At 49.5% G+C, this 24,376-nt stretch carries 28 protein-coding genes; 1 reads left to right on the top strand and 27 read right to left on the bottom strand.

Annotation, left to right across the window (positions count from 1 at the left end; genetic code table 11):
* The 18 genes from cysE to rfaD form a co-directional block, all read right to left on the bottom strand.
* Positions 1 to 561, bottom strand: a 561-nt coding sequence (gene cysE / locus M0R35_02775) for a serine O-acetyltransferase (protein ID MCK9594583.1), incomplete at its 3' end; no start/stop codon positions are given.
* A gap of 2 nt (positions 562 to 563) precedes the next feature.
* Positions 564 to 1,046 carry a 2-C-methyl-D-erythritol 2,4-cyclodiphosphate synthase gene (gene ispF, locus M0R35_02770; GenBank protein ID MCK9594582.1) on the bottom strand — a complete coding sequence of 161 codons (483 nt, stop codon included), beginning with the start codon at positions 1,044 to 1,046 and terminating at the stop codon, positions 564 to 566.
* 71 nt (positions 1,047 to 1,117) lie between these two features.
* Positions 1,118 to 1,822: a 2-C-methyl-D-erythritol 4-phosphate cytidylyltransferase gene (gene ispD / locus M0R35_02765; GenBank protein MCK9594581.1), complete on the bottom strand. Its 705-nt coding sequence runs from the start codon at positions 1,820 to 1,822 to the stop codon at positions 1,118 to 1,120.
* Positions 1,819 to 2,790: a PIN domain nuclease gene (locus M0R35_02760; protein MCK9594580.1), complete on the bottom strand. Its 972-nt coding sequence runs from the start codon at positions 2,788 to 2,790 to the stop codon at positions 1,819 to 1,821. Before M0R35_02760 ends, ispD begins: the two co-directional genes overlap by 4 nt.
* 1 nt (position 2,791) lies before the next feature.
* Complete coding sequence (radA, locus tag M0R35_02755) at positions 2,792 to 4,174, bottom strand: DNA repair protein RadA (protein ID MCK9594579.1); 1,383 nt, start codon at positions 4,172 to 4,174, stop codon at positions 2,792 to 2,794.
* Positions 4,175 to 4,196: 22 nt separating this feature from the next.
* Positions 4,197 to 4,901 carry an MlaD family protein gene (locus M0R35_02750; protein ID MCK9594578.1) on the bottom strand — a complete coding sequence of 235 codons (705 nt, stop codon included), beginning with the start codon at positions 4,899 to 4,901 and terminating at the stop codon, positions 4,197 to 4,199.
* Positions 4,902 to 4,919: 18 nt separating this feature from the next.
* The gene (locus M0R35_02745) at positions 4,920 to 5,675 is read right to left on the bottom strand and encodes an ABC transporter ATP-binding protein (GenBank protein ID MCK9594577.1); all 756 of its coding nucleotides are present in this window, start codon (positions 5,673 to 5,675) and stop codon (positions 4,920 to 4,922) included.
* Between the two features lie 2 nt (positions 5,676 to 5,677).
* Positions 5,678 to 6,463 carry an ABC transporter permease gene (locus M0R35_02740; GenBank protein ID MCK9594576.1) on the bottom strand — a complete coding sequence of 262 codons (786 nt, stop codon included), beginning with the start codon at positions 6,461 to 6,463 and terminating at the stop codon, positions 5,678 to 5,680.
* Positions 6,460 to 8,877 carry an ATP-dependent Clp protease ATP-binding subunit gene (locus M0R35_02735; protein MCK9594575.1) on the bottom strand — a complete coding sequence of 806 codons (2,418 nt, stop codon included), beginning with the start codon at positions 8,875 to 8,877 and terminating at the stop codon, positions 6,460 to 6,462. The genes M0R35_02740 and M0R35_02735 overlap by 4 nt, the downstream gene beginning before the upstream one ends.
* 31 nt (positions 8,878 to 8,908) lie before the next feature.
* A complete protein-coding gene (locus M0R35_02730) occupies positions 8,909 to 9,973 on the bottom strand; it encodes a protein arginine kinase (GenBank protein MCK9594574.1) in 1,065 nt (354 codons plus the stop codon).
* Positions 9,963 to 10,484 (bottom strand): UvrB/UvrC motif-containing protein, encoded by a 522-nt coding sequence (locus tag M0R35_02725; protein ID MCK9594573.1) that lies wholly within the window; start codon positions 10,482 to 10,484, stop codon positions 9,963 to 9,965. The genes M0R35_02730 and M0R35_02725 overlap by 11 nt, the downstream gene beginning before the upstream one ends.
* Positions 10,484 to 11,353, bottom strand: coding sequence for a branched-chain-amino-acid transaminase (gene ilvE, locus M0R35_02720; protein ID MCK9594572.1), 870 nt, complete (start codon positions 11,351 to 11,353; stop codon positions 10,484 to 10,486). The genes M0R35_02725 and ilvE overlap by 1 nt, the downstream gene beginning before the upstream one ends.
* A 45-nt stretch (positions 11,354 to 11,398) precedes the next feature.
* Positions 11,399 to 12,073 carry an ABC transporter ATP-binding protein gene (locus tag M0R35_02715; GenBank protein ID MCK9594571.1) on the bottom strand — a complete coding sequence of 225 codons (675 nt, stop codon included), beginning with the start codon at positions 12,071 to 12,073 and terminating at the stop codon, positions 11,399 to 11,401.
* Positions 12,073 to 13,263: an ABC transporter permease gene (locus M0R35_02710; protein ID MCK9594570.1), complete on the bottom strand. Its 1,191-nt coding sequence runs from the start codon at positions 13,261 to 13,263 to the stop codon at positions 12,073 to 12,075. Before M0R35_02710 ends, M0R35_02715 begins: the two co-directional genes overlap by 1 nt.
* Positions 13,264 to 13,275: 12 nt before the next feature.
* A complete protein-coding gene (gene lysS / locus M0R35_02705; GenBank protein MCK9594569.1) occupies positions 13,276 to 14,730 on the bottom strand; it encodes a lysine--tRNA ligase in 1,455 nt (484 codons plus the stop codon).
* 122 nt (positions 14,731 to 14,852) lie between these two features.
* On the bottom strand, positions 14,853 to 15,518 hold the full coding sequence (gene truB / locus M0R35_02700; GenBank protein MCK9594568.1) for a tRNA pseudouridine(55) synthase TruB: 666 nt from the start codon (positions 15,516 to 15,518) through the stop codon (positions 14,853 to 14,855).
* 1 nt (position 15,519) lies between these two features.
* Positions 15,520 to 15,876: a hypothetical protein gene (locus M0R35_02695; protein ID MCK9594567.1), complete on the bottom strand. Its 357-nt coding sequence runs from the start codon at positions 15,874 to 15,876 to the stop codon at positions 15,520 to 15,522.
* 7 nt (positions 15,877 to 15,883) lie between these two features.
* Positions 15,884 to 16,852, bottom strand: a complete 969-nt coding sequence (gene rfaD / locus M0R35_02690; protein ID MCK9594566.1) for an ADP-glyceromanno-heptose 6-epimerase — start codon at positions 16,850 to 16,852, stop codon at positions 15,884 to 15,886.
* Positions 16,853 to 17,127: 275 nt separating this feature from the next.
* On the opposite strand from rfaD, the gene M0R35_02685 reads away from it, so the two are divergent.
* Positions 17,128 to 17,433: a PilZ domain-containing protein gene (locus M0R35_02685; GenBank protein MCK9594565.1), complete on the top strand. Its 306-nt coding sequence runs from the start codon at positions 17,128 to 17,130 to the stop codon at positions 17,431 to 17,433.
* 71 nt (positions 17,434 to 17,504) lie between these two features.
* Here M0R35_02685 and M0R35_02680 read toward each other — a convergent pair whose 3' ends face one another.
* From M0R35_02680 to M0R35_02640, 9 genes are all read right to left on the bottom strand, one after another.
* Positions 17,505 to 19,226, bottom strand: coding sequence for a methyl-accepting chemotaxis protein (locus M0R35_02680; protein MCK9594564.1), 1,722 nt, complete (start codon positions 19,224 to 19,226; stop codon positions 17,505 to 17,507).
* 211 nt (positions 19,227 to 19,437) lie between these two features.
* Complete coding sequence (locus M0R35_02675) at positions 19,438 to 19,893, bottom strand: cytochrome C (protein ID MCK9594563.1); 456 nt, start codon at positions 19,891 to 19,893, stop codon at positions 19,438 to 19,440.
* A gap of 95 nt (positions 19,894 to 19,988) precedes the next feature.
* Positions 19,989 to 20,159 (bottom strand): twin-arginine translocase TatA/TatE family subunit, encoded by a 171-nt coding sequence (gene tatA, locus M0R35_02670; protein ID MCK9594562.1) that lies wholly within the window; start codon positions 20,157 to 20,159, stop codon positions 19,989 to 19,991.
* A complete protein-coding gene (gene tatC / locus M0R35_02665) occupies positions 20,159 to 20,884 on the bottom strand; it encodes a twin-arginine translocase subunit TatC (protein MCK9594561.1) in 726 nt (241 codons plus the stop codon). Before tatC ends, tatA begins: the two co-directional genes overlap by 1 nt.
* A complete protein-coding gene (tatB, locus tag M0R35_02660; GenBank protein ID MCK9594560.1) occupies positions 20,853 to 21,080 on the bottom strand; it encodes a Sec-independent protein translocase protein TatB in 228 nt (75 codons plus the stop codon). The genes tatC and tatB overlap by 32 nt, the downstream gene beginning before the upstream one ends.
* A gap of 1 nt (position 21,081) precedes the next feature.
* Positions 21,082 to 21,318, bottom strand: coding sequence for a hydrogenase/urease maturation nickel metallochaperone HypA (locus M0R35_02655; protein MCK9594559.1), 237 nt, complete (start codon positions 21,316 to 21,318; stop codon positions 21,082 to 21,084).
* Entirely contained in the window at positions 21,311 to 21,757 is a 447-nt protein-coding gene (locus tag M0R35_02650) for a HyaD/HybD family hydrogenase maturation endopeptidase (GenBank protein MCK9594558.1), read from the bottom strand. Before M0R35_02650 ends, M0R35_02655 begins: the two co-directional genes overlap by 8 nt.
* 7 nt (positions 21,758 to 21,764) lie before the next feature.
* The gene (locus tag M0R35_02645; GenBank protein ID MCK9594557.1) at positions 21,765 to 23,186 is read right to left on the bottom strand and encodes a nickel-dependent hydrogenase large subunit; all 1,422 of its coding nucleotides are present in this window, start codon (positions 23,184 to 23,186) and stop codon (positions 21,765 to 21,767) included.
* Positions 23,187 to 23,284: 98 nt separating this feature from the next.
* A complete protein-coding gene (locus tag M0R35_02640) occupies positions 23,285 to 24,229 on the bottom strand; it encodes a hydrogenase small subunit (protein ID MCK9594556.1) in 945 nt (314 codons plus the stop codon).
* Between the last annotated feature and the right edge of the window lie 147 nt (positions 24,230 to 24,376).

The following is a 24,376-nucleotide window of genomic DNA, read 5'->3' as shown; positions in this document are numbered from 1 at the left end:
TTTGGTGATCCTGCCAGGCACTCCGACAACGGTGGAATTTACCGGCACATCCTTGATCACCACGGCGTTGGCCCCGATATAAGAGTTGTCCCCTATGGTAATATCCCCGAGGATCTTCGCCCCGCCGCCTATTACCACGTTGTTTCCGATAGTGGGATGGCGTTTGCCTTTTTCCATCCCGGTTCCTCCCAGAGTTACCCCCTGGTATATAAGCACGTTATCGCCGATGATCGCGGTCTCTCCGATCACCACGCCCATGCCGTGGTCGATAAAAAACCCCTTACCTATGGCCGCCCCAGGATGGATCTCTATCCCCGTAAGAAATCTGGACGCCTGACTGATCAACCGCGCAATGAAAAAATTCCCTTTCTTATAAAAAAAGCTGGCTACGCGGTGAGTGACGAGCGCATGCAAGCCCTGGTAAAGCATGATTATCTCCAGATCGCTCCGGGCTGCGGGATCCCTCTGTTTGATCACATTGATCTCATCGGCAAATAACCTGCTGATAGCATACACTTTGATACCCGCGATGATTATAAGGATTATGATTATGGTCAACATCTTTAGTCTCCCTTTTTGAGCGTGGCTACGGCATAACAGGCTATTGCCCGCGAATCCCCTGAAGCATCCAGACCTTCGTTGGTCTTGGCCTTGACGCTGATATTTTGCGCCTTGACCTTCAATATCTTGCTTAGGCTGACTGCGATCTCTTTTTTGAAACCGGTAAGTTTAGGTTCCTGGGCTATTATTACCGCGTCGATATTGCCGACCTTAACCCCTTTTTGTTTCAATGCCGCGCCGACTTTCGCCAGCAATATTGAACTGCGGATGTTTTTATACCTCTGGTCGGTATCCGGGAACATCTCCCCGATATCGCAAAGGCCTGCCGCGCCCAGCAAAGCGTCACAGACAGCGTGAATAAGCACATCCCCGTCGGAGTGGCCTAAAAGACCTTTAGAATAAGGGATCAACACCCCTCCCAAATAAAGCTTGCGGCCTTTTACCAAGCGATGAATATCATAACCTATACCGATCTTAAAATTCATAGTTAATACACTTTCCAGCTTGACACAGGGGCAGTTCCCGCTTTGGATCTACCCCAGTTTCTCGAACAAAATCAGAAGCGTTTCTGTTTATAGAAGACTTCGGCTATCGCCAGATCCTCAGGCGTGGTTATCTTAATATTCTCGTATGAACCCATTACCAGCGATACCGGTTTAGCCATCTTCTCGATCAGCATGGCGTCGTCTGTAACATCCCCGGAATTAAATCTGTCGTAAGCAGTGACCAGCAGTTCTTTATTAAACGCCTGTGGGGTCTGGACCTCCCAGAGCTCTTCCCTTTTAAGGCTCTGGCTGACCCTAAGGCTTTTCCCTCTTCCAGACTTACGGGCTTTCTTGACCGTCGCCTTTACCGGCACAGCCAGGATCGCGGCTTTGGTCTTAGCAGCTTCCCTGATCAATCCGTCTATGTAATCCTTGCCGATAAAAGGCCTTACCCCGTCATGGATCAATACCAGTTCCGCGCTCTTATCCAAAACCTTTAAAGCGTTCCTAACCGAGTCCTGCCGGCGTTTGCCGCCAAAAACAACTTGCCTTATTTTAGGTATATTATATTTCCGGACCTGCCCGAGGATATCCCCTTTATTGGTGGAATTAACCACCAGAACAATATCCCGTATATGCTCAGACCCGCTTAAAGCCAGCAGGCTGTGGATTATCACAGGTTTACCGCCCAGAAGGCTCAATTGCTTGGGTTTTGCGGAGCCGAAACGCAGGCCTTTTCCCGCAGCCAGGACTATAGCGGTCACATACATCTTCATTTTACTATCTTGGTAAAGATCATCCTGCCGGCAGGCGTCTGCAGCACGGAAGTGACCACAACCTTGACTTCCTGCCCGATAAGCCGGCGGGCGTCCTCCACCACGACCATAGTCCCGTCATCCAGATATCCCACCGCCTGATTATATTCTTTGCCTTCCTTAAGCAGTTTGATCTGCATATTTTCGCCCGGAAAAACAACGGGCTTCAAGGCATTGGCCAGCTCGTTTATGTTCAGGACCTTTACCCCCTGCAGGTTGGCCACGTGGTTAAGATTAAAATCCACGGTCATTATCTTGCCTTCCAGAAGCTGGGCCAGCTTTACCAGCTTGGCGTCCACCTCTTTTACTTCCGGAAAATCATCTTCATTCAAGCTTAAACTTCCGCCCGCTTCCTTCTGGATAGCGTTCAATATCTCCAAGCCGCGGCGGCCGCGCTGGCGTTTTATCGGATCAGTTGAATCAGCGATCTGCTGCAGTTCTTTCAGCACAAACCTGGGAATGACCAGTTTGCCTTCCAGGAATTTCGTCTTAAGGATATCCTGTATCCTGCCGTCAATAATCGCGCTGGTATCGACCACGGTCAAGGACTCAGCCTGATCCTGCCGGCGCAGCCGGACATACGGGATGATCACGTTGAACTCGTCTTTTCCGCGCAGGCCGATGACCATGCCGAAATAACAAAAGATCACGGTCAGAACCATCCGGCTTATCGCCAGGCTCTCCGGCGTCAACGGGATTATGCTGAAGGCGTCGCCCACCAGTTTGGACATTATCAAACCCAGGATAAGCCCGAAAACCACGCTGGAAAGTCCGCGCACAGATACCTTGCGCATCCCTATTTCCAGTAGGATAATAACCAAACTCACCCCTGCGCCGATCAACCCTCCGACAACAGCAGGATGCATACTCTGATAACCTATAACCGCGCTTAGTATGAAGAAAAGAATACGTAAAGATAATAAGTTCATCTCATTGCCTCCCTTTTGCTATATCCAAAGCCTGCCTCAGAGTCCCGACCGGGACCAACTCTATTTTCTTGGGCTTATGCCCGAGGTTCTTACAACTGTTTGCAGGCAGCATACAATGCTTGAATCCCAGTTTCTCCGCTTCGTTGATCCTTAAAAGAGGCTGATTTATGCTGCGGATCTCCCCGCTTAAACCGATCTCGCCTAAAACCAGCATATCCGCCATTACCGGCTCTTCCCGAAAAGCGGAATTTACCGCCATAGCCACCGCCAGATCAGCCGACGGGTCTTCTACTTTTATACCTCCGGCAACGTTGACGAATATATCCTGGGCCTCCAAAGACAGGCCGATCCTCTTTTCCAGGACGGCAACTAAAAGACTTAAACGGTTATAATCAAACCCCTCCGCCCTGCGCCTGGCATAACCAAATCCGGATTTGCTGACTAAAGCCTGGATCTCCACCAGTATGGGGCGCGAGCCTTCCAACACCGATACTACCACAGAGCCTGAGACGCCATGCGGCCGCTCGGACAAAAATATCTCCGAAGGATTAGACACTTCTTTTAATCCCGCGGGGCTCATTTCGAAAACGCCGATCTCATTGGTCGAGCCAAAACGATTCTTTACCGCGCGCAGTATCCTATAGGTCGAGAACCTGTCCCCCTCGAAATACAAAACCGTATCCACTATATGCTCAAGGACCCTGGGGCCGGCGATCGTCCCTTCCTTGGTCACATGGCCGATAATGAATACCGATGTGCCGGAAGTTTTAGCCAATTGGGTAAGTATGCCGGCGCATTCCCTGACCTGGCTTACGCTTCCAGGGGAAGAACTTATCGACGGCTCGAATAACACTTGGATAGAATCAACAATCACCAGGTCCGGTTTAAGCTTGCGGATATATTCGCTGATCAGGGAAAGATCCGTCTGGTTGACGATATAAAGGCTGCCTTTATCATTATCCGTGCCAGCGGCAAGCCTCTGCGCCCGCAGTTTTGTCTGGGATATTGATTCTTCGCCGCTTATATAAAGAACAGTCCTGCCTTTTCTGGCGAGCTGGTTGGATATCTGCAAGGCAATGGTGGATTTGCCTATACCCGGATCTCCTCCAACCAATACCACCGAACCCAGCACAATCCCTCCGCCTAACACACGGTCCAATTCGCCTATATCCGTAGGTATGCGGTTGGCGTCTTTTATCCGGATATCTTTTAAGAGGACCGGCGAATCTTTATATAACGCGCTCCTCTCTTTGGGCTTAGAGGAAGTTTCGGCGTAGTCCTCTTCGACAAATGAATTCCAGCTATTGCAATCCGGGCATTTCCCCAGCCATTTTGCCGACTGGCACCCGCAATTCTGGCAACTGAATACTGATTTTATCTTCATTCCTTACCCTTAAAAATACGTTTTATTTCTTAACGGGTTCCTTCTTCGGCGCCGGCTTTTCCTTGCTCTTCCAGAACAATTTCCAGGGATTCCTCTTGATATCCGCGACCATATCGCTCAGGTCATTGTACAGTGAATCGTCGTACAGCAGCTTTCCGATCGTCCCTTCGGCGTTCTTGACCTTGGAAATGCCGTCATCAAGGTTCCTGGCCAACGAGCTGACCGAGCCTGCCAACTCCTGCACCTCTACGATGCTGTCATCAAGCTTCTTGGCGATATTTTTAGCCAATTCGCCAAACTCATGCATGGCGAACGGATCGATCCCCGCCAATGTCTGCCCTTCTTTGATGAAATTATCATAATCCTTGCCGGGCATAATATCGATATATTTCTCTCCCAGAAGGCCAAGGGTATTGACCCAGATGCTCGAATCCACCGGGATACGCACGCCTTTCTTAACCACTCCGGACACCACGACCTTCTCCTTCTTTTCTTCCGGGGAATAGAAAAGGCCTATCTTCTTTACCTCGCCGATATCTACGCCGGCGTACCTGATAGGCGCGCCGTTCTTCACCCCGTTTATGAAATTAAAAACGAAATTTATCTTTTGGGTTGAAAGCATAGTCTTGAAATCCCCCACCAATAACACAAAAACAGAAAGCACGATCAAGCCGATAAAAACAAACGCCCCTACTTTTAATTCTAATTTGCTGGCCCCGAATGTCATTGCAAACCTCCGTTTATATTAATTGTCGGTGGATTCAGTTATCGGCCCGCGGGCCAAACCGTTGATGAACTGGCTGACTACCGGGTTATCGGTATTCTGGATCTGCGAAGGTGTCCCTTCGGCGATGATCCTGCCCTGATAAAGCATGGCGATCCGGTCCGCTATCTTATAAGCGCTTTTCATATCGTGGGTGACCACTATGGAAGTAACATTTAATTTATCATGAAGACTGCGGATCAATTCGTTGATGCTGTCCGCGGTGATCGGATCAACCCCGGTAGTGGGCTCATCGTAAAGCAAAAGCTCGGGTTTAGTGCAGATCGCCCGGGCCAGGGACACGCGCTTGCGCATTCCGCCGCTTAATTCCGAAGGCATAAGGCCTTCGATCCCGGAAAGATCAACCATTCCCAGAGACTCTTTGACCCGACGCCTAAGTTCAGCCTCGCCCAGCCTGCCTTCTTCAATCAGCTCGAATCCCACGTTCTCGCCCACGGTCAAAGAATCGAACAATGCCCCGCCCTGAAAGACCATATTCATCCGTTTCCTCAACCGCTCCATATCCCGGCGCTTAAGATCCCAGATATTCTGCCCGTCAACGAATACCCGCCCGCTATCCGGCCTTAAAACCCCGATCATATGCTTGAGCATAACGCTCTTACCGCATCCGGAGCGGCCGATAACTACCAGCGTCGTGCCTTTCTTGATAAAAAGATTCAAGTCGTTGAGCACCTGATGCGAATTAAACGATTTATACAAACCCTGGATTTCAACCATTTTTAAGGAAAAATAAAATAGAACAGCGCGGTAAAGAAACAGTCGCAGGCGATGATCAGTATAAAAGAAACAACCACTGACTGCGTGGTAGCCTTACCCACGCCCTCAGCCCCGCCTTTAACGTTAAACCCCTCATAACAGCTGACAAAGGCGATGATCATCCCGAAGAATATCGTCTTGGCCAGACCGGTGAATATATCCTTGAACATCAAAGCGTCGATAGTGATATTCAGGTACATCTGCGAAGATATGCCCAACTTGGCCACGCAGATAAGCCATCCGCCGAAGATCCCGATGACATCCGCGAAAAGGGTCAATATCGGCAGCATCAGGGTCAGCGCTATGAAACGCGGCACTACCAGGTATTTTACCGGATTCGCGGCCAGAGTCTCCAAGGCGTCGACCTGTTCGGTGACCTGCATAGAGCCGATCTCCGCGGTGATCGCTGCCCCTACCCTGCCGGCCACTACCAGGCTGGTTATTACCGGTCCGAGCTCCCGGACAATAGCCAGAGAAACAATGCTGGCGATGTACAATTCCGAGCCCAGCCTGCGCATCAAATAGGATATCTGGAAAGCAAAGATAACCCCCAAAAAGAACGAGATCAGCCCGATTATCGGCAAACTATCCAACCCGGCTTTCTTGGCCTGCTCGAATATGCGCTTCCGACTGTAAGGCGGAATGAATGTCCAGACAAAAGTCTGGGAGATCAATTTCGCCATACCGCCCAGGAAATAAAGGAACTCTTCCAGCCGGGCAGACGTTCTGTCTATTATTCTATTTATCATATTTCAAAAACCAGGTCTTCGTTCTTACGGCTGACCTTTATGGTCATATTGCCTTTGAATTTCTTGGAGATTATCTCCGAGGCCAAAGGATCCTCCAGGAACCGCTGGATAGTCCTTTTAAGCGGCCTTGCCCCGAACACCGGATCAAAGCCCTTCTCGATAAGGAATTCCTTGGCTTCCTGGGAAACCTCCAGCATTATATCCTGTTCCTTCAACCGTTCAGCCACATGCGCGATCTCGATATCCACGATCTTTACCAGGTCCTCTTTCACCAAAGGCCGGAAGACTATAATATCGTCTATACGGTTGAGGAATTCCGGCTTAAAAGTGCGCTTCACCTCTTCCAGAAGCTTTCCCTTCATATCCTGGTAGGTCACTTCTTCCTTTTGGTTCTTAAAACCGATAGCCCCGGATTTACGAATAAGCTCAGCTCCGACGTTAGAAGTCATTATCATTATAGTATTGCGAAAATCCACCTTGCGGGCAAAACTGTCGGTAAGCCTTCCATCCTCGAACGCCTGCAGGAGCAGATTGAACACGTCCGGATGGGCTTTTTCGATCTCGTCAAGAAGGATCACCGAATACGGCCTGCGCCTTACTTTCTCGGTAAGCTGCCCCCCCTCTTCATACCCTACGTATCCCGGAGGCGCTCCGATCAAACGCGAAACGTTGAATTTTTCCATATATTCGGACATATCCAGCTGGATCAACGCGTCTTCATCGCCGAACATATATTCCGCCAACGCCCTGGCTAACAGCGTCTTTCCCACTCCGGTCGGCCCCAGGAATATGAAAGAGCCGATCGGCCTGCGCGGGTCTTTTATCCCGGCGCGAGAACGCCTGACCGCATGGGCTATCGCGGATATCGCCTCTTCCTGGCCGACCACGTGTTTATGCAATTCTTCCTCTATCTTCAAAAGCTTCTCGCCTTCTTTTTCTTCCAGCCGGAACAAAGGAACGCCGGTCCATTGAGAGACGATCTTGGCCATATCCTCTTCGGTCAACTCCGGCTTGATCTTATCTTTTGTCTGGCTCCATTCCCGGTTCAAACGTTCCAGTTCTTCCCTGGCGATCCTTTCCTGGTCCCTTAAAGCCGCGGCCTTCTCGAAATCCTGGTTCTTGATATGGACCTCTTTTTCCTTTTTCAGAGACTCGACTTTCGCCTCGAATTCTTTTATCTCCGGCGGCACTACCAGAACGTTCAGCCGGGCGCGCGAACCGGCCTCATCGATCAGATCAATGGCCTTATCCGGCATAAACCTGCCGGATATGTAGCGGTCGGAAAGCTTTGCCGCCGCGCCCAATGCCTCATCCGTATAGATGACTTTATGGTGCGCCTCGTACTTCTCGCGCAACCCTTTCAATATATCTATGGTCTGCTCGACTGAAGGAGGCTCGACCATTATGGTCTGGAACCGGCGTTCCAGCGCAGCGTCTTTCTCAATATACTTGCGGTATTCATCCATAGTGGTAGCGCCGATGCACTGTATCTCACCGCGGGAAAGCGCGGGTTTAAGGATATTGGACGCGTCTATCGCGCCTTCGGCGGCACCTGCTCCGACCAGGGTATGCAGTTCGTCGATAAAAATGATCACATCCTGCGAACGCTTTATCTCCTCCATTACCGCTTTTATCCTTTCCTCGAACTGGCCGCGGTATTTGGTTCCGGCTACCATCAAAGCCAGGTCCAGGACAATAAGGCGCTTATGCCTTAATAACTCCGGGACATTACCGGCAATGACCGACTGGGCCAGACCCTCGACAATAGCGGTTTTACCAACGCCCGCCTCGCCCAATAAAACCGGATTATTCTTGGTCCTGCGGCTTAATATCTGGATGACCCGCTCGATCTCATTCTTACGGTCGATCACCGGGTCAAGCTTATTTTCCCGGGCCAGAACAGTAAGGTCCCGACCGAACGCGTCCAGCGCAGGGGTCTTTGTCTTGGCCGCGGCCTGAGCGCCGAATCCCGGCAATTCAGAGCCCAGGACTTCCATTATCTTATTCCTGACCGTGCTCAGATCCAACCCCAGATTGAGCAATACCTGGGAAGCCACGCCCTCTTCCTCACGGATCAACCCCAGCAATAAATGCTCGGTCCCGATATAATTATGCCCCAGGGCTCTGGCTTCTTCCGCGGATAATTCCAAGGCCTTCTTGGCCCGGGGCGTAAAAGGCAGATCGCCCATTATCTGGGTAGCCGGACCCGGCTGAACCAATTTCTCGATCTCGATCCGGATATTTTCCAGGGAAACCCCCATCTTTTCCAGGACATTGGCGGCTACGCCTTCGCCCTCGCGGATCAAACCTAAAAGTATATGCTCAGTCCCGATGTAATCGTGGTTAAAACGCTTTGCCTCTTCTTTAGCTAAAATGATCACTTTCCTGGCGCGTTCAGTAAATCGGTTAAACATTGCTCTACCCCTTGTTATTGAATGGTTATTATTATGACTTATTCAGCCGGTTGCGGATAAGTTCCGCCCTCTTCAAATCCCTTTCCTGCGCGGAAAGTTTTTTCCCCTCTATCTTCTGTAAATGCGCGGGCTGGGTAATAATGAACAACTCATTTACCGTCCTGCGGTCTATATCCCTTATAATGCCCATATCGCAGCCCAACCTGACCAGGGACATCAAATCAGTGGTCTCCTGGCTGGTGATTATGTGCGCGCTCTTCAGGATGCCGTAGCTGCGGTTGATCTTATCTTCCAACAGCGCCTTATTCTGATTAAGTATGACATCCCTGGCCTGATTTTCCTGCTCGATGATCTGGCGGATCAGGCTGTTTATATTCTCAATTATCTCGGTTTCGCTGTGCCCCAAAGATACCTGGTTGGAAACCTGAAAAAAGTTGCCCATCGCCTGGGTGCCTTCCCCGTATAAACCCCGGGCGGTAAAACTAAGCTTGGATATGGCCGCCAGCACCTGATTTATCTGCCTGGCCATCACCAGCGCGGGAAGATGCAGCATCACCGATCCGCGCATGCCTGTTCCGGTATTGGTCGGACAGGCGGTCAAATACCCCCAATCAGGCTGAAAGGCGTAAGATAACTTCTTAGAGAGGCTGTCGTCTATGCTGTTTATGATATTCCAGCATTCATAAAGGTTGAAACCGGACTGCATAACCTGCAGCCTTAAATGGTCTTCTTCATTGACCATCAACGCAATTATCTCCTCGTCATCTATTATTACCGCCTTGGACTCGTTCTTCTGCGCATGTTCATAGGACATCAGGTGGCGTTCGATCAGGAATTGCTTATCCACGTTATCCATATCAACCAGTTCAAAAACAGTGGTGCGCTTAAGATAATCGCATTCGCCAGCGCCTTTTACTACCGTATCCAGGACATTCTTAGACTGTTTCTTATCGGCCCAGTGGGGAAAAGGCGTTTTATCCAGGTTGCGGGCAAAACGGATCCGGCTGGAAATAACAATATCGGAGTTAGGCCCCGTCCCTTTAAGCCACTCGCTGGTATGATTTAACAGGTCGTTAAGCACCATATTAACTTTCAAGCCCTTTATCTTCGGCTTGCGCCTTTTTATCCTGGATCTGTTTTATACGGTCGCGCAGTTTCGCCGCTTCCTCATATTCTTCAGCCTCAACCGCCTTCTGCAGCCTTAAACGCAGGTCCACCAGGTCAAGCTCCTTCTTCGAAGGCTTGCCGGCCTTGACCGGGCATTTGCCGCAATGAGCGCTTGAGCCGTGTATCCTCTTCAAAAGAGGCGAAAGGAATTTCTTGAACGTGTCGTAACATTCGCTGCAGCCCAACCTGCCTATCTTCTTGAAATCCTTGTACGTAAGCCCGCAGTTAGGACACTGGATAGACACGGCCTCTTTATCTTCTACCGGCTTTTCGAAATCCGCCAATCCGGCCAAAAGATCGGAGAGCCCGAACTGCTGTTCCATCTGGCTGCTCTTCTTCTTGGCGCATTCCTCGCACAGATGCAACTCGGTCATTTGCTCATCGACTATCTCAGTCAGATGCACTGTAGCCGGATTTTTCTTGCAGTTGTCGCACAACATCAATACTTCACTCCGTATTTTTGGGTCATCTTCTTGAACAGCCTCATTAATTCCAGGGTAACCTTGCCGGGCTTGGCCTTGCCTATCATCCGGCCGTCCACCTTGACCACGGGAATGACCTCCGCGGCGGTGCCGGTAAGGAAACTTTCATCGGCTATATAAACCTCATGCCGGGTAAGGACATGCTCATGCACCGGGATCTTTGCCCGGGAAGCGATCTCCAACACCGCGTCGCGGGTAATACCTCTTAAAGTCCCCATGCACTGCGGCGGGGTGTACAGTTCGCTGTTCTTGACGATAAAGATATTGTCCCCTGTGCATTCCGCGACATAACCCAGCGAATCCATCATTATCGCTTCATCATAACCGCAGTTCAACGCCTCGATCTTGGCCAGGATATTATTCAGGTAATTCAGCGACTTTATCTGAGGGTTGACCATCTCCGGCATATTGCGCACAGTAGGCACGGTAATGATCTCCATCCCCTCTTTATACAATTTTTCCGGATAAAGCGCGATCTTATCGGCGATAATAATAACCGTGCTGTTGCCGTTGCATTTACGCGGGTCAAGCCCAAGATCGCCCGCACCTCTGGTCACTATCAGACGGATATAGGCGTTATCCAGATTATTTGCTTTTAGGGTCTGGACGACGGCCTTGATCATCTGTTCCTGGGTAATATTGATCTTGAGCATTATCGAATGCGCGGATTCATACAACCGCACGATATGCTCTTTTAGTTTAAAGACCAGCCGGTCATATGCCCGGATGCCCTCAAATACACCGTCGCCGTATAAAAGCCCGTGGTCAAAAACCGATATCTTGGCGTTTTCTTTATCGTAGAATTTACCGTTGATATATATCTTCATCTCTCCTCCGTAATAGTGCGCTCGAAAAAACAAGCGTTAATTATATCAATTCGCCAATATCCCGTCTTTCAAATGATACACCCGCTGGGCGGTCGCGGCTAACTCCTGGTTATGGGTTACCATAACCACGGTCATCTTATTTTCCCCGCTTACCTTCCTGATCAACGCGAGTATCTCTTCGCCGGTACGGGAATCAAGGTTGCCTGTCGGCTCATCGCATAAAAGCAGCCCGGGATCGTTTATGAGCGCTCGGGCGATGGCCACCCTTTGTTTCTCGCCTCCGGAAAGCTCCGAAGGGAAATGCCCTATCCTTTGCGCCAATCCCATCCTACCCAAAAGCTCTAAGGCCTTACTCTGCGCAGCCGCCTGTTGGGCCTTGTTCACGCAACCGATCAAAGCCGGCATCATCACGTTTTCCAATACCGTGAATTCCGAAAGCAGGTTATAGAACTGAAAAACAAAACCGATCTGTTTATTCCTTATCCGGGAAAGAGCCTGATCATTAAGCCGGTAAATATCCTCGCCGTTAAAAACAACTTTGCCCCGGGTCGGCTCGTCCAAACCGCCCAATATATGCAAAAGCGTGGATTTTCCCGCTCCCGAAGGCCCGACCAGCGCGGTAAATCCGCCTTTTTCTATCTTCAGGCTTAACCCTCTCAATACGTTAAGCTCCTTGCCGGCGTTCGTATAACCCTTATGTATGTTTATCGCCTCTATCATTATTCGTAGCGTAATGCCTCTACCGGCTTCATCTGGCTGGCCTTTAAAGCCGGATAAATGGTCGCCAGCATGGTAATGCCCATCGCTGCCGCGGATATCAGGATCAGGTCCGGCCAGATCTCCAAAGCCACCGGCAGGCTATCTATATAATATATATCCTGCGGCAATTTAATGAACTGGTATTTCTTCAGCAGGCCGCAAATAACCAGCCCTCCCAAAGTGCCGATAACAGTGCCTAACGAACCGATGATCAGACCTTCATATGTGAATATCTTGCGTATGTTGGACTCGCTCATACCTATGCTCTTGAGGACCCCGATATCCTTGGTCTTTTCCACAACCAGCACAACCAGGGTGCTGATGATATTGAAAGAGGCCACCAGGATGATCAAGGTCAGGATAATGAACATGGTCAATTTCTCCAGCTTAAGCGCCGCGAAGAAATTCTGGTTCGCCTCCATCCAGGTCTTCAGGCTGTAATCATACCCCACCAGGCCGGCAATGCGTTTTTTCAGCTTATCAGCCAGATAAAGATCGTCCAGTTTGACAGCTATGGCGCTGATCTGGTTTTGGGCGCCCAATATCTTTTGAGTTGTCGCCAGGCCTACGATGATAAGGTTCAGGTCGTAATCATACATCCCGGAATTAAAAACCCCGGAGACCGTTAATTTATACTGCTTGCCTAACGGCGAATAAATATTCAACTCCGAGCCGGGAACAAGCCCGAGGTATAAAGCCAGCTCCTTGCCGATTATGACCGTGTCTTCCTTAAGCCCGGCCAGTGATCCCTTGACCATGTATCTTTCCAGCCGGGTGACCTTTTTTTCTTTCGCGGGGTCGATCCCCTTGATCCCCAGGGCCATGAATTTATTGTTCTCTTCGATCAGGACCTGCCCCTGCAAATAAGGGCTCAGGCCGCGGATATGCGGCTCGGCTTTTAACTTCTCCGCGATAGATTCAAAATCCGCGTAATCCATCGGCCGGTATGAAGAGACAGTGATATGCGCGTAGTTGCCGATTATCCGGTCGCGCAGGTCCTTGTCAAAACCGGACATTACCCCGATCACCACGATCAAGGCCATTACGCCTATGGCGATGCCCAAGATAGAGATGATACTTATCAAAGATAAGAATTTCTCTTTTCTTTTGGTGATTAAATACCGCCAGCTGATTAATAAATTTGCGCGCATTTAAGCGGGACTTTAACCCTGTTTTTCCCCCGCAGGTCTTAACAGGGGAAATAAAATGACATCGCGGATAGAAGGTTGGTCGGTCAAAAGCATGACCAGACGGTCTATGCCTATACCCAGGCCTCCGGCAGGCGGCATACCATGCTCCAATGCCAGGACATAATCCTCGTCCACCACCTTATGTCCGGTCTCTCCGGGGTTCTTAACTTCTTCTTCAAAACGCAGTTTTTGTTCCTGGGGATCGTTCAACTCCGAATAGGCGTTGCCTACCTCCATGCCGGCAATGAACAGCTCAAACCTTTCTGATATCAAAGGATTATCCTTTTTCGTCTTCGCCAGAGGGCAAAGGCTGGTGTAATAATCGGTGACGAAAGTGGGGTTAACGTTCAAACCCTCTTCCAGGGTATCCTCGATCACTTTATTGATCTGGGTCCGGCTTAGTTTATCCGTATCCCTGGCAAAACCGCTGGCCTTGAGCTTCTCCAGCATAACCTGCTCCGTATCAGACGGCGTTATTCCGAATCTCTCTTTTACCAGTTCCGCGAACGATATTCTTTTCCACGGGGGGGTAAGGTCTATTGACTTGCCTTGATAGCTCAGTTCCATCTTCCCGCACGCGTCCTGGGCGGCGGCAACGATCAGGCTTTCGCATAAATGCATCATAACTTCATAGTTGGCGTATGCCGCGTAAACCTCAAGCATAGTGAATTCCGGGTTATGCTTTATGGAAACCCCTTCGTTGCGGAAAGAACGGTTTATTTCATACACCTTATCCATGCCCCCGACCAAAAGCCTTTTAAGATAAAGCTCCGGGGCGATGCGCAGAAAAAGGTCCATATCGTACTCATTATGATGCGTCTTAAAAGGCCTTCCCGCCGCCCCTCCGGCGATATCGTGCATCATCGGGGTCTCCACTTCCAGGAAACCTTTTTCATCCAGTGTCTTTCGCAAAGACTTGATGATCCGGGAACGGGCCACAAAAACCTTGCGCACATCCTCGTTGGAGACCAGGTCCAGGTAACGTTGGCGGTAGCGGATCTCCACGTCTTTTAACCCGTGCCATTTCTCAGGCAGAGGGCGCATAGCCTTGGATAAAACGATAAAATCCTCTACCTTGATCGTCAGTTCTCCGGTATGGGTCTTGAATAATTCCCCCTTGACCCCGATAAAATCCGCGACCTCGATATTTTCCAGGATAGCGGACTTTTCCGGCCCGATCACATCCGCTTTAAAATAAAGCTGGATCCGGCCGGTGGAATCCCTTAAGTCGGCAAAGACGACTTTGCCGTGCCCGCGTTTGGCGGTAAGCCTGGCGCAGACAGCGACCTTCAGTCCTTCCTGAAAACCGTTGATAACCCCGGCAATATCCAGGCACCCTGAATACGGCTTATCGTAAACAGGTATGCCCTTATCTTTTAAGGCCTCTAATTTAGCCTTCCGCTGTGAGATGATCTCATTAAGTTCCATAGTTCTATAATTATATAGTATAAATTACGCTGTGTCAATCTTAATAGATTTGAGTAAAACGCGGAGAAAATCAGCCTTTTTAAAGGGATTTAGCAGCGGAAAAAGCGCATTTACTGCGGATTTTAACCGAAAAACGGCTGGATCCTGCTTTCTTCTATGTCCGAAAGCCCTAACGCGGATTTAATATTGAACGGGCCTATGCTCAAGCGTTCGATCCTGGAAACATGGCCCACACAATTCAGGTCAACTGCCAGATCCTCAGCCAACTGGCGCACATAAGTGCCCCGGGAACATTTAAGATAAAACTCTACATCCGGGAGCTTGAATTCCAGAAGTTTAAGTTCCTTGATCCGCACATCACGGGGAGTACGCTCGACCTGCTGACCTTTCCTCGCCAACTTATACAGCCGCTTGCCCTTGTATTTTACCGCGGAGACCATCGGCGGTACCTGTTTAATATCGCCGATATACGCGGGCATGGCGTTTTTCACCATATTCTCGTCTATGTGGTTATAATCCCTGGTTTCCAGAACATCGCCTTCAAGATCGCCGCTTGAGGTCCTTGAACCCAAGGTCAGGGTAGCCACATATTCCTTGTCATAACTTAAAAACTTATCGAACAACCGGGTGCATCTGCCCAAAAGGATCACCAGAACCCCTGTGGCAGCGGGATCCAGGGTCCCGGCGTGGCCGACCTTGCGCATCTTCAGCTTTTTTCGCACAAAATCCACAACATCGTGCGAGGTCATCCCCTTAGGTTTATTTATGACTATAATCCCGTCTTTCATATCAAAATCTGTGCCCTGTCTTTATCCCTTTGTCCTGCAGCTCTTTAAGCTTCTCCTTGGAACACTTGATACAGAGGAATTTAGGTTCGGCTCCTGAACGGTCGTAATCCCTTGTCTTTACCAACCGCCAGACACTGGCGGCCTTGCCGCATTTATCGCACGTGCCTTTATCCTTAGTATGCCATATCTCAAACGCCGCGGAGGTGAAGATGAACCTGTCCACCCAGAAGAATATAGCTCCGCCGATAAGGTTGGCGACCACTGTAGACCATATGCCCACACCAAGCTGTTTTACCACCAGCCAGAGTATAGGCGTGCTTAACTGCCATCTGATCATATAGAATATGAATCTTTTCATTTGTCCTTTACAGATAACTGTTATTTTTCAAATATCCCGAGTAGTCGGCGATCGCTTCTTCGAGAGTACGGAACTCTTTTGCATAACCGGCTTTTCGTAATTTGCCCAGGTCCGCCTGGGTAAAATACTGGTATTTATCGCGGATCTGTTCGGGCATATCGATATATTCGATCTGAGGCGTTCTGCCCAAGGCCGCAAAAAGTCCGCGGGCAAGATCATTCCAACTGCGGGCACTTCCCGTGCCTGCGTTGAATATGCCTTTTTTATCCGGGTGCTCCATAAAATAATAAACGATGTCCACCGCGTCCTTGACATATATGAAATCGCGTTTTTGTTCCCCGTCGGGATATTGCTTCACGTAAGACCTGAACAAACGCATTTTTTCCCCGCGGCTTACCCCGTCAAAGACCTTGGCGATAACGCTGCGCATATTCTCTTTATGGTATTCATTAGGGCCGAAAACATTAAAGAACTTGAACCCGGTGACCTTCGCGGTCAGACCGTTCCTTATAAGCCACAAGTCAAAAAGCTGTTTGGAATAACCGTACAGGTTCAGCGGTTTTAAATTCTCGGAAACACTATCTTCGTCGCTGTAACCCAACGATCCGTCACCATACGTCGCCGCGGACGAGGCATAAAGGAAGGGGACTTTTTTGGCTAAGGCCCATTTAGCCAGCCGTTTGGAATAAAGATAATTGTTCTCCATAAGGTATTCGCCGTCAGTCTCGGTGGTCGAGCTACAGGCGCCCATATGGATGATAAAATCAAAAGAGGCTTTCAGTTTAGCCGATTCCAGCGCATCCAGGAATTTCTCTTTGGCGATATAATCCTCAATGGCTTTTCCGACCAGGTTCTTCCATTTCAAAGACTCGTCAAGGTGATCAACAACGATTATATCTTTTATCCCCTGCTCGTTTAACTTATGGATCAGGCAACTGCCGATAAACCCGGCGCCGCCGGTAACGACCACTCTCATCTTTTTTCATCCTTTCATTCTGTAGGATATTTAATATATAATAGAAAGAAAAACCTTTTTAGTCAATAGTATTCTCAAAACCGAACCTTGATTTTTGGGATTTTTTGGGTATAATATGGATGTTAGATTGGTGCACCCGGCCATAAATGATTGGCCGGTATGCACGCCGTGTGCATGCACCTCGGAAACCTAATAGGATAGCTGACGCAACACCTCTGCTCCCCCCAATCTTATTTGAGAGATTGGGGCGCGCCTCTGCACAAGGAGGAATAAGAATGAAAGAAAGACGCAGATACACCAGGCTGGCGACAAAAGGAAAAACCTCATTGAACAAAGACGGCAAAGACGCCGAAGAAGGTTTTCTTATGGATATCAGCCCCGGCGGAATGAGGATACTTCTGGAGAGTCAGACCCGGGTAGGCTCGGTAATATCAGGGCAATTCAAGATCATCCCGCATATAGGCCCATTTTACGTCAAAGGAGAAGTTGCCTGGATCAATCCGCTAAAAGACGCCCAGAACAACAGCAACCGTTTTGAAGTCGGCGTTAAATTCAATAAAGTAAGCACGATCCCGATTTAAAAAGCCTTAGAACAAAAAGCCCCGCAGATTTTATCTGCGGGGCTTTTTTGTTACGGGCAATATTTTACCTTTTACGCTTCTCTTTTCCTGCCGGAGTTTTCTTTATCATCCAGCTTGAACTTTCCGACCATCTCTTTCAGGTCCATGGCCAGACGGGCAAGCTCCTGGGCAGACGCGGACATCTCTTCCATTGAAGCGGTCTGCTCCTGAGTGCTGGAAGACACCTCCTGAACAGTAGAAGCTGATTCCTTGGCGATAGAAGCGACTTCATTTATTGATTTTACTGTGCGATCAACCTCAACTATCCGTTCCTGACCGGCAGTAGCGATATCATTGGCGACGCCTGCTGCCTCGCGGGCGGCTTTATTGATCTCGGTCAACACATCGGCGATCTTGGAAACCTGGATCTTGCCTTCCTGGACTTCCTTGGAGCTTGCCTCTATGGCATTGACCGCGCGGTTGGTCTCGCTCTGGATAGAACGGATAAGCCCTCCAATCTTCCTGACAGCTTCCGCCGATCCTTCGGCAAGTTTCCTTACTTCCTCGGCAACTACCGCAAACCCGCGTCCGGCCTCGCCGGCGCGCGCGGCTTCGATAGCGGCGTTAAGAGCGAGAAGATTTGTCTGATCCGCGATAGAAGTAATGGTCTCGGTGATCTCTCCGATCTGCTGCGACATCTGTCCGAGATTCTGGATAACCTTGGCTGTATCGCCTACGGTGGCAGTCAGCCTCTCGATCTTATCCACGGTTTCCTGGGCAGTAACACGGCCGGCCTCCGCCCTGGTGCTGGTATGGCTCACGGCAAGGCTGGCGGTCTGGGCGTTAGATACCATCTGCTTGATGCTGGTCGAGGTCTTTTCCATAGTCTCGAAGGTTTCTTCGACTTTCTCCGCCTGAGTATTCGCGCCTTTACTGACCTTCTGTATAGCGTTGGATACTTCCTGGGTAGTGGCGTTCATTTCCTCGGCTGAAGACGACATCTCCTGCGCGGAACTGGCCACTTTGTCGGCGCTGGAACGCACCTGCGACACGATCTGGTTCATTGAACTGATGATCATATTGAAAGAATCGGCGAGCCTTCCCAATTCATCTTTTCCGGTGATCTTGATCTTCTGGGTCAAGTCGCCCATGCTCAAAGGGATGCTCCCTTTTATAAGCACGCCTACCGGAACGCTCAACATTACTTTTAGCAGAAAAAAGACCAGGAAGCTCATCAGGCCCAGGCCGACCAAAGAAAAGAAGATGTTTGACTTTTTCGTCATTGACATATCGCGCTCGATAGGAGACCAATCTAAAGCGATCCGCAAAACGCCTAAAACCTCTGTGGCCGAACCATGGCAGGAAAAACATTTCTTTTCATTCTTTATCGGCCGGATTATCGTAAAAACCTTCTTTTGCCCGACCAATGATTTTTCTAAACCGGAAAATGCTTTGCCCTTCAGCGCGGCATCTATATTGGCAACGCTGAGTTTTTGATCCTTTAAATCCTTTTCGGTAGTCCGTTTGATGGTCGCGGTATGGTCCAAAAGATGCATCCCGACTATCCCTTCCAGGGTTTTATACTGGTCGAATTGCATCTGGATCACGTCCTGGTCCCCGGTCATCATAGGATAACGGATGGCGGTAAAAACCGTATCCGAAAGCTTATCTGCGGTGTCTTTCTCCCTATTGAACAATGTTTTATTCTGGGATACGACGTTCATCACGGTGATTATTGAAAGGATAATGATCAAGCCGATACTCAGCCATAAGGTAAGTTTTGTTCCTATGGATTTCTTCAAGACTTCCAACATTTACCCCTCCCGGGTTCACCCTGTTAATAATATCGATTTGCTTGCTTTCTCTGACCCCACCCTGTTTTTCGATCTATGGAATATGATTTATGATAAAAACGCTGAATCCCTGCTTATTACTACGGCTCCCGGCAACTCTCGTCGCTCACCGGGAGCCGCGTTTGGATCAACACATCAAAAACACATTTTTCGGTTTATTTTAAATTTACTCTTAAAAATCCGCTTCTTTGTGGGTCTTCATACATTTGTGGCAATCGATGCAAACATTACGCTTGCTCACGTAATCCTTCATTGCCTGACGGGCAACGGTATCGCCGGGGTTCATAACATGAGTATTTCCGGCCCCATGGCAGACCTCACACTGCTTGTATTTTAACTGCGGAGTGACATCTTCGGAAATAAACCCTCCGGGCTGGCCGTATCCGGTGACATGGCAAACTAAACATGCGGGGTCCTTGGTCTTGCCGCGCATCTGCAGGACTGTCCAGGCCTTGGTGAATTTACGGCTCTCAAAATCCGTGAACTGCTGAGGATGGCAGCCTTTGCATTTTTCAGCCCCGACAAACTTCTGTTCCTGCGCCGAGACAGTAGCGCCTCCCAGGAATAAAGCCCCTACTGTCACAAAACCAAAGGTTAGCAATAAAACCAACAACGCCCATTTCCTCATCCAGCACCTCCTTTATTATGGCCTCTAATTTATACTTAAATATCTATCCTTTTGATACTTAGGATACAAAACAATGCCCGTTTTGTCAAGCCTTTTTATTCCTTCTTATCCTGTTTTTCGTCGTCGGGCTTCTCATTGATTCCCTTCTTGAATTCCTTGATCCCTTGGCCGAAAGACTTGAATATATCCGGTATCTTTCCCGCGCCGAAAATAACCAGGACTATCAGCAGGATAACGATCAATTCTCCCATGCCTATACCTTTCATTATTTCCTCCTCTCGATTATTTTAGCTATAGCCACACTTGCTGCGTACAAGATCAACAACGGCCCGGCCATTAACGCCTGGGAGAAAACATCAGGCCCGGGCGTAAGCACGGCGGCGGCGATGAATATAATAACAACTGCGAATCTCCACTGCCGGATCAAAGTCTGCGCCTTAAGCATACCCGCCTTGACCAGAAATCCGATGACCACCGGCAGCTCAAAGACCATCCCGAATGAAAACACCAGGCCGATCACAAAAGAAAGGTACCTCGAGATGCTCAGCATCGGGAGGACCACATCGGATCCGCTAGCCAAAAGGAACTTGACCCCGACCGGAAGAATCAGAAAATAGCAAAAAAACACCCCGCCGACAAAAAGCAGGAAAGAAACCAGCGTCACCAGGAGAATATACCTTTTCTCCTTAGGCAAAAGCCCCTTCTGGACAAAACTCCACAACTGAAAGAGAACGACCGGCAGGCTTAATAAAAGCCCCAGAAAAAAAGCTATCTTGATCTGGCACCAGAAGGCCTCGAACGGACTTATAAAATAGAGTTTGCCGACCGGCGCGGCGATATTTTCGATTACAATATTAACCTTGGAGTAAACCGCGCTGCCGCAGATAAATATCGCTATTGCCGAATAAACCAGGCCGTTTCTTAACTCACCCAGATGCTCCAGCAAGGGGATAGGATCATCAGGTTGTCTTATCTTCGGGGATTTTTCCAAGTTTTTCCCTGACTTCGTCTTTTATATCTTCAGGCGGCTCGTTTTCCAATGCCTGCTTAAGATCGCTTGTAACACGTTTTAGCTGGGACATAGCCTTGCCGATCTGGCGGCCGATCTCCGGGAGGCGCTTAGGGCCCAAGATCACCAGTGCCACTATGAAAATAATGATCAACTCCGGCATCCCGATATTGAACATACTAATTCTCCACTTCCAGTTCCAATACCCGGGATTCCAGGCCCTGCCCCTTATTTATATCCAGCCTGGCTGATTCAGCAATACTCCCCTTGGCGACCATCTGAAAAGCGTTGATTAATGTCTCCGGCGTTGTGTGCCCGTCATCGCCTAATTCGATCTTTATGCTTTTTACTTTTTTATTGCCCGCTTTCTCCAGGGTTAATTTCAAGATCTCACGGGCTACGCCAACCTCATGCATGATGAATCTCCTTTATGACCAATTCCGCGAGCCTGGGCAAGACCTCACCCACCTCCGGCGTAAGCTCCATACCCCAGTCTATTGTTTTTGGTTCTACCCCGAAAATGGTTATTCTGGGCAAGTTGCCGGTCTTCTTAACGATCTCGAAGATATCTTTAAGCGAGACATCGTGAAGCGAAGTCTTGGGGAAGGTATCGGTCCGATAATCATCCGGCGAGAACTTATAAATATCCCCGGGCTTGCCTCCGGCTTTTACCGCGTCAACGATAACGACTTCCCGGGATTCCTGAATGAATCCCAGAAGGTCAAAACCGCTGCAACCGCCGTCAACCAATTCCACGCCCTGAGGGATAGTTTTCCCCTTGAGATACTCTATAAGATGCACCCCGATGCCTTCATCTTGCATCAGAAGATTACCGCAGCCGATGACTCTTTTCATTCCCGGATCAGACAACGCGGAACTTCTTGATCTCTGCGCCGTTGTTCGGCCTGATCAAATGGACCGCGCAGGCAATACAAGGGTCGAACGAACGGATGATCCTGACTATCTCCAGAGGATTCTCGGCATCAGCTATAGCGGTGCCTACCAGCGATTCTTCCACCGGTCCGCGTACGCCTTTATCATCGCGCGGGCCGCAATTCCAGGTAGTAGGAACTACCGCCTGATAATTTTCTATCTTGCCCTTTGCTATCTTGATCCAATGTCCCAAAGCTCCACGGGCGCCTTCGGTCAACCCCATACCCTCTCCGGATTCCGGAACCTTGTATTCTGCCCAGGACGGAGCGCCGGGTTTTAATTGAAGCAGCCAGCCTTCCATCGCCTCGGCGATCTTCTTAGCCTCTATAGCGCGGGCCGCATGGCGGTCGATAACAGAAATACCCTGGCGATAATCGCCGTTTACCCACATTCTGGCCAACGGACCCACTTCATACGGCTGATTGTCGTATCTGGGGGCTTTCAACCAGCTATAGGCATCTTTCTTTTCAGCATCAGGGTCAGTAACCCCGTCATAAGGATTCTTACCTGAACCTCCGCTTTTATACCAGGAATATTTTATATCCTCGGTGACCTTTAAAGGATCAAACCCGACGATACTGCCTTTGGTATAACGCCCTGCCTTGAAGAATTTTTCTTTGTTTTGGCTGTCCAGCGGGAATCCTCCGTAAGCAAGAAGATTGCCATGCCCGATACCGATTTTCTTGTAGTCGGAATACACCTCGGCAACACCTAAGACATCCGGGATATACACGTCATTGATGAACGCCTGAAGTTCACGCAGACGCCAGAGAAACGAGGCGATCTTATCCACGGTAGGCGTAACAGTTACACCGCCGGGAAGCATGGTCATCTGGGGAGGCATTTTGCCGCCGAAAACCGCCAGCATTTCATGGGCCTTTTTACGCATCTCCAAAGCCTGCAGGTAATGCGCCACATAAGCGTCGTTCAAGTCTTTGGGCAGACGAAAGTCCCCTTTATACCTGGGGACGAACGGCGGAATATCCGGCCCGATAACATAGTCAAGGGCTGCCAGGTGATAAAAATGCAGTATATGCGATTGAATGTGGTTGGAACCTAAAAGCAGGTTACGGATGATCCTGCCGTTATCCGGGATAGTGACCTTGAACGCGTCGTCCAAACAGAGGGTCGCGGCTGTTCCATGGGCCATAGGGCATACCCCGCAGATCCTCTGGGTAATATGCTGGGCGTCACGCGGGTCGCGGCCTCTTAAAATAACCTCGATACCGCGCCACATAGTCCCGGAGCTGTACGCGTCGATTATTTTCCCGTCATCCACTTCGCAGGTTATTTTTAAATGTCCTTCGATCCTTGTTACCGGATCTATTACTATTTTCTGAGTAGCCATCAAAACCTCCTTGATTAGATAATCAACACCGGCGCATATTCCGATTGCGCCGGGTGTCCGCCCAGCGCAATCCTTTCAGCGCGGGGTGTCCGGTAAATTGACTAAGCAATCTCGCTATCCTTTTTAGGCCATTTATCCTTAGGCAGAGCGGAATAGAACGGCGACATCCCATCCGGGAAATCCGGGCTGGAGCAACCGATACAAGGCGCGCCCACGCCGACACACCAATTAACGCCTGAGTTCCATTTGCGTAAAGGACAATCCGAGCTGGCCATCGGGCCTTTGCAGCCTAATTGAATAAGGCAACCTTTTTCGCCGATCTTGGTGGCCATTTTCCCTTCTGCAAAATAAGAATAGTTCGGGCAATTTTGATGAACTGTCTCTCCATAGAACATTTTCGGCCTGCCTTTATCGTCAAGTTCAGGCAATCCGAAAAGAAGCACATGGACAATTGTTCCCAATAACCAGTCCGGATGCGGCGGGCAGCCTTGGATATTAATAATTGGGACTCCGGAAACAACCTCACTTACCGGTTTACATCCAGTAGGATTCGGTTTTGCCGCAGATATCCCTCCGAACGAAGCGCAATCTCCAACAGAAATAATCGCCTTGGCCTTGGGCCCGAGGGTCTTGATAGTCTCAAGGAAAGTCATCTCCTTGCCGTCTTTCTGGCCGATGGTGCAATAGATACCATCGTCTTTTGTCGACACAGCGCCTTCAACCAGCAGGAAATATTCGCCTTTTGCCTTTTCAGATATTATATCAAGGTAATTAACAGCTGTTTCCCCTGAAGCTGCCATAACAGTCGGCAGGTAATGCAGGTCAATGATCTTAAGCAAGACCTCCGCTATAGTAGGATGCGCGGTATTAAGCAAAGAAACAACGCAGCCGGTGCAATTAGAACCCTGAAGCCAGATAACCGGGGGTTTGGTAGAAGCAGCCTGTTCCATAGCTTGGACCAATTCCGGGATAACAAGCTGAGAAATACCCATACCGACCGCTGAAGCGCTGCACAGCTTCAAAAACTCTCGCCTCGTAAGTTCCATTTGCTACCTCCTTTTTAATCATCTTTAGAAATGAAGCTCCCCGCGGCAAGCCGCCGGGAATCCAGGAACCATCCCTACTTCATTCCCCGAACATTTATCCCAAAAACAAGCCACACTCTCTAAGCAAGGGAAACAAAAAAGCTCAAG

The organism is Candidatus Omnitrophota bacterium (assembly GCA_023227985.1).
Lineage (GTDB): Bacteria > Omnitrophota > Gorgyraeia > Gygaellales > Profunditerraquicolaceae > JALOCB01.
Note: the sequence above shows the minus strand (reverse complement) of the source record. Positions and strands in the feature narration are given on the sequence as shown.

Bases quoted from the DNA above. Each gene is read 5' to 3' on its own strand.
- ispF (MCK9594582.1), bottom strand. From the start codon at position 1,046: ATGAATTTTAAGATCGGTATAGGTTATGATATTCATCGCTTGGTAAAA.
- ispD (MCK9594581.1), bottom strand. From the start codon at position 1,822: ATGAAGATGTATGTGACCGCTATAGTCCTGGCTGCGGGAAAAGGCCTG.
- M0R35_02760 (MCK9594580.1), bottom strand. From the start codon at position 2,790: ATGAACTTATTATCTTTACGTATTCTTTTCTTCATACTAAGCGCGGTT.
- radA (MCK9594579.1), bottom strand. From the start codon at position 4,174: ATGAAGATAAAATCAGTATTCAGTTGCCAGAATTGCGGGTGCCAGTCG.
- M0R35_02750 (MCK9594578.1), bottom strand. From the start codon at position 4,901: ATGACATTCGGGGCCAGCAAATTAGAATTAAAAGTAGGGGCGTTTGTT.
- M0R35_02745 (MCK9594577.1), bottom strand. From the start codon at position 5,675: ATGGTTGAAATCCAGGGTTTGTATAAATCGTTTAATTCGCATCAGGTG.
- M0R35_02740 (MCK9594576.1), bottom strand. From the start codon at position 6,463: ATGATAAATAGAATAATAGACAGAACGTCTGCCCGGCTGGAAGAGTTC.
- M0R35_02735 (MCK9594575.1), bottom strand. From the start codon at position 8,877: ATGTTTAACCGATTTACTGAACGCGCCAGGAAAGTGATCATTTTAGCT.
- M0R35_02725 (MCK9594573.1), bottom strand. From the start codon at position 10,484: ATGTTGTGCGACAACTGCAAGAAAAATCCGGCTACAGTGCATCTGACT.
- ilvE (MCK9594572.1), bottom strand. From the start codon at position 11,353: ATGAAGATATATATCAACGGTAAATTCTACGATAAAGAAAACGCCAAG.
- M0R35_02715 (MCK9594571.1), bottom strand. From the start codon at position 12,073: ATGATAGAGGCGATAAACATACATAAGGGTTATACGAACGCCGGCAAG.
- M0R35_02710 (MCK9594570.1), bottom strand. From the start codon at position 13,263: ATGCGCGCAAATTTATTAATCAGCTGGCGGTATTTAATCACCAAAAGA.
- lysS (MCK9594569.1), bottom strand. From the start codon at position 14,730: ATGGAACTTAATGAGATCATCTCACAGCGGAAGGCTAAATTAGAGGCC.
- truB (MCK9594568.1), bottom strand. From the start codon at position 15,518: ATGAAAGACGGGATTATAGTCATAAATAAACCTAAGGGGATGACCTCG.
- M0R35_02695 (MCK9594567.1), bottom strand. From the start codon at position 15,876: ATGAAAAGATTCATATTCTATATGATCAGATGGCAGTTAAGCACGCCT.
- rfaD (MCK9594566.1), bottom strand. From the start codon at position 16,852: ATGAGAGTGGTCGTTACCGGCGGCGCCGGGTTTATCGGCAGTTGCCTG.
- M0R35_02685 (MCK9594565.1), top strand. From the start codon at position 17,128: ATGAAAGAAAGACGCAGATACACCAGGCTGGCGACAAAAGGAAAAACC.
- M0R35_02680 (MCK9594564.1), bottom strand. From the start codon at position 19,226: ATGTTGGAAGTCTTGAAGAAATCCATAGGAACAAAACTTACCTTATGG.
- M0R35_02675 (MCK9594563.1), bottom strand. From the start codon at position 19,893: ATGAGGAAATGGGCGTTGTTGGTTTTATTGCTAACCTTTGGTTTTGTG.
- tatA (MCK9594562.1), bottom strand. From the start codon at position 20,159: ATGAAAGGTATAGGCATGGGAGAATTGATCGTTATCCTGCTGATAGTC.
- tatB (MCK9594560.1), bottom strand. From the start codon at position 21,080: ATGTTCAATATCGGGATGCCGGAGTTGATCATTATTTTCATAGTGGCA.
- M0R35_02655 (MCK9594559.1), bottom strand. From the start codon at position 21,318: ATGCATGAGGTTGGCGTAGCCCGTGAGATCTTGAAATTAACCCTGGAG.
- M0R35_02650 (MCK9594558.1), bottom strand. From the start codon at position 21,757: ATGAAAAGAGTCATCGGCTGCGGTAATCTTCTGATGCAAGATGAAGGC.
- M0R35_02640 (MCK9594556.1), bottom strand. From the start codon at position 24,229: ATGGAACTTACGAGGCGAGAGTTTTTGAAGCTGTGCAGCGCTTCAGCG.